The organism is Kitasatospora sp. NPDC058063, assembly GCF_042885395.1.
Taxonomy (GTDB): Bacteria; Actinomycetota; Actinomycetes; order Streptomycetales; family Streptomycetaceae; genus Kitasatospora; species Kitasatospora lactacystinica.
Window position 1 is genome coordinate 70,418 of the sequence record NZ_JBHVSD010000037.1, and the last position, 2,841, is coordinate 73,258.

Sequence of the window (2,841 nt, forward strand, 5' to 3'; positions counted from 1 at the left end):
AGACCCGGCCCTTCTTCCACCCGCTCCGCCCCCCCCCCCGGGCCTGACCGCCCCGGGGACGTCCGTGTGGGGCGCCCCCCCCATCCGGGGGGGGGGCGCCCCTCTCGCTGTTCCCGCTTGCGCCGCTCCCGGCTACTCGCCGGAGAGCACCTGCTGCGCGGCGGCCCGCGCCTCCTCGGCGCTGTCCGCGGCCCGGGCCGCCTCGGCCGCCCGGCGGCACTGCGCCAGCGTGTACTTGGCGAGCGTGGTCCGCACGTAGGGGATCGAGGCCGCGCCCATCGACAGGCTGGTGACGCCCAGACCGGTCAGCACCACGGCCAGCAGCGGGTCGGAGGCCGCCTCGCCGCAGACGCCGCAGCTCTTGCCGGCCGCCCGCGCGGCGTCGGCCGCCGCGGCGACCAGGTCCAGCAGGGCCGGCTGCCACGGGTCCTGGAGCCGGGCCAGCGCACCGACCTGGCGGTCGGCCGCGAAGGTGTACTGCGCGAGGTCGTTGGTCCCCAGCGACAGGAACTCGACCTCCTGGAGGATCGCCCTGGCGCGCAGCGCGGCCGACGGGATCTCCACCATCGCGCCGAACTTGGCGTCCAGCCCGGCCTCACGGCAGGCGGTCGCGAAGTCCTTGGCGTCCTTGCGGTCGGCCACCATCGGGGCCATCACCTCAAGGTGCACCGGCAGGCCCTCGGCCGCCTTGGCCAGCGACTCCAGCTGGGTCCGCAGCACCTCGGGGTGTTCGAGCAGGGTGCGCAGACCGCGCACGCCCAGAGCCGGGTTGGGCTCGTCGGCCGGGGTCAGGAAGTCCAGCGGCTTGTCGGCACCGGCGTCCAGCACCCGGACCACGACCCGGCCCTCGGGGAAGGCCTCCAGCACCTTGCGGTACGCCTCGACCTGCTTCTCCGCGCCGGGCGCCTTCGCCGAGTCGTCCAGGAACAGGAACTCGGTGCGGAACAGGCCGACGCCCTCGGCGCCGTTCTCCAGCGCGGCCGGCACGTCGGCCGGTCCGCCCACGTTGGCCAGCAGCGGCACCCGGTGCCCGTCCGAGGTCTGCCCCGGGCCGGAGGAGGCGGCCAGCGCGGCCCTGCGCTCGGCGGCGGCCGCCCGCAGCTCGTCCTGCTTCTCCTGGGACGGCTCCAGCAGTACGTCGCCGGAGCTGCCGTCCACCGCGACGACGGTGCCCTCGGCGACCTCGATCGCACCCGGCAGCGCCACGACGGCCGGCACGCCCATCGCCCGGGCCAGGATGGCGCTGTGGCTGGTCGGCCCGCCCTCCTCGGTCACGAAGCCGAGCACCAGCGTCGGGTCCAGCAGCGCGGTGTCGGCCGGCGCCAGGTCCCGCGCGAACAGCACGTACGGCTCGTCACTGTCCGGCACGCCCGGCATCGGCACGCCGAGCAGCCGGGCCACGATCCGGTTGCGCACGTCGTCCAGGTCGGCGACTCGCCCGGCCAGGTACTCCCCGGCGGAGGCGAGCAGCGCCCGGTAGGCCGCGAACGCGTCGTAGATGCCGCGCTCGGCACTGCTGCCGACGGCGATCCGGCGGGACACGTCGGCCATCAGCTCCGGGTCCTGCGCCATCAGCGCCTGGGCCTCCAGCACGGCCTGGGCCTCGCCGCCCGCGAGGTTGCCGCGCGCGATGAGGTCGGCGGCGACCGCCTCGACGGCGGCCTGGGCGCGAGCCTGCTCACGGGGGGCGTCCTCGGTCGGGATCTGGGTGGCCGGGGGCTCGAGCACCGCCGTCCCCATGTGCCGCACCTGGCCGATCGCGACCCCGTGGCTCACGCCTACGCCGCGCAGCGTCTTCTCCATGTCACCTGTCTCCGCTGAGATGAGCGGCCCCGCCGGGAACCGCTGTGTGTGGGGGCCGCCCCGTCATCTCGTCCGGGGCGGGTCGGAAGGAAGAGGTCAGCTCCAGTTGAACAGCTGCTCGCCGGCCTTGGCGTCGCCGTCCTCCCGCAGGCCGCCCAGCGAGTCCACGGTGGCCTCCAGCGCCACGATCGGCGAGATCGGCGACTTGCCCGCGGCTTCGACGGCGGCCGGGTCCCACTTGATGACGGCCTGACCCCGGGTCACCGTGTCGCCCTTGTTGACGAGCAGCTCGAAGCCCTCGCCGTTCAGCTGAACGGTGTCGATCCCGAGGTGGGTCAGCACACCGTGGCCCTCGGCGTCCACGACGACGAACGCGTGCGGGTGCATGGAGACGACGACACCGTCCACCGGAGCGACCGCCGTGGTCTGCTCGCGAACGGGGTCGATCGCGGTGCCCGGGCCGACCATCGCACCCGAGAACACCGGGTCGGGCACGCCCGCGAGCCCCACGATCTTGCCAGTCAGCGGCGACGTCACAGTGGTCATGGTTGTGCCTCCCAAATACGCGGTACAGCGTGCGGCCGCGAGGAGCGGCACGACGATCAACCGAAGCCTAAATCATGTCAACTTTGGACATCTGCTGACATTCCCGGGCGAAGACCCGCCCTGCCCGCCCAGCCGGCCGGCGACTCGCCGACCCGCGAGTGGTCTAGTCCTCTTGGCTCCGATGCGCCGCACTCTACAGGCATCTTGGCGAATCGGGACCATTGCTGTATATGCTCGCGAGAGCAACAAATCATGCCGCCGTCCGGGGGACTCCCGGTGCGCCCGATTCGCGCTCCGACTGCCGACCCGCTATGGTTGGTCGAGTCGCCACAACTTGGCGGTTAACACCAGATTTCAGATGCGAAAAGCCCCGGTAAACGGAGCGGAAAACGTCTGGTAAGCTGGAAACACGAAAGAACGAAGCCCGGAGGGTCCGCTGGAAGGCGGTCCGAAGGAAGCGTCCGTTCCTTGAGAACTCAACAGCGTGCCAAA

General features: G+C 72.4%; 2 protein-coding genes. Both read right to left on the bottom strand.

Features of this window, described 5'->3' with window-relative positions:
- Positions 1 to 132: 132 nt before the first annotated feature.
- On the bottom strand, positions 133 to 1,803 hold the full coding sequence (gene ptsP, locus ACFVUY_RS39470) for a phosphoenolpyruvate--protein phosphotransferase (protein WP_359911154.1): 1,671 nt from the start codon (positions 1,801 to 1,803) through the stop codon (positions 133 to 135).
- A gap of 96 nt (positions 1,804 to 1,899) precedes the next feature.
- Positions 1,900 to 2,349, bottom strand: coding sequence for a PTS glucose transporter subunit IIA (locus ACFVUY_RS39475; RefSeq protein WP_387694458.1), 450 nt, complete (start codon positions 2,347 to 2,349; stop codon positions 1,900 to 1,902).
- Positions 2,350 to 2,841 lie beyond the last annotated feature (492 nt).

What these genes read in the sequence shown, in the direction of transcription:
- ptsP (WP_359911154.1), bottom strand. Translation starts at nt 1,803, where the DNA reads ATGGAGAAGACGCTGCGCGGCGTAGGCGTGAGCCACGGGGTCGCGATC.
- ACFVUY_RS39475 (WP_387694458.1), bottom strand. Translation starts at nt 2,349, where the DNA reads ATGACCACTGTGACGTCGCCGCTGACTGGCAAGATCGTGGGGCTCGCG.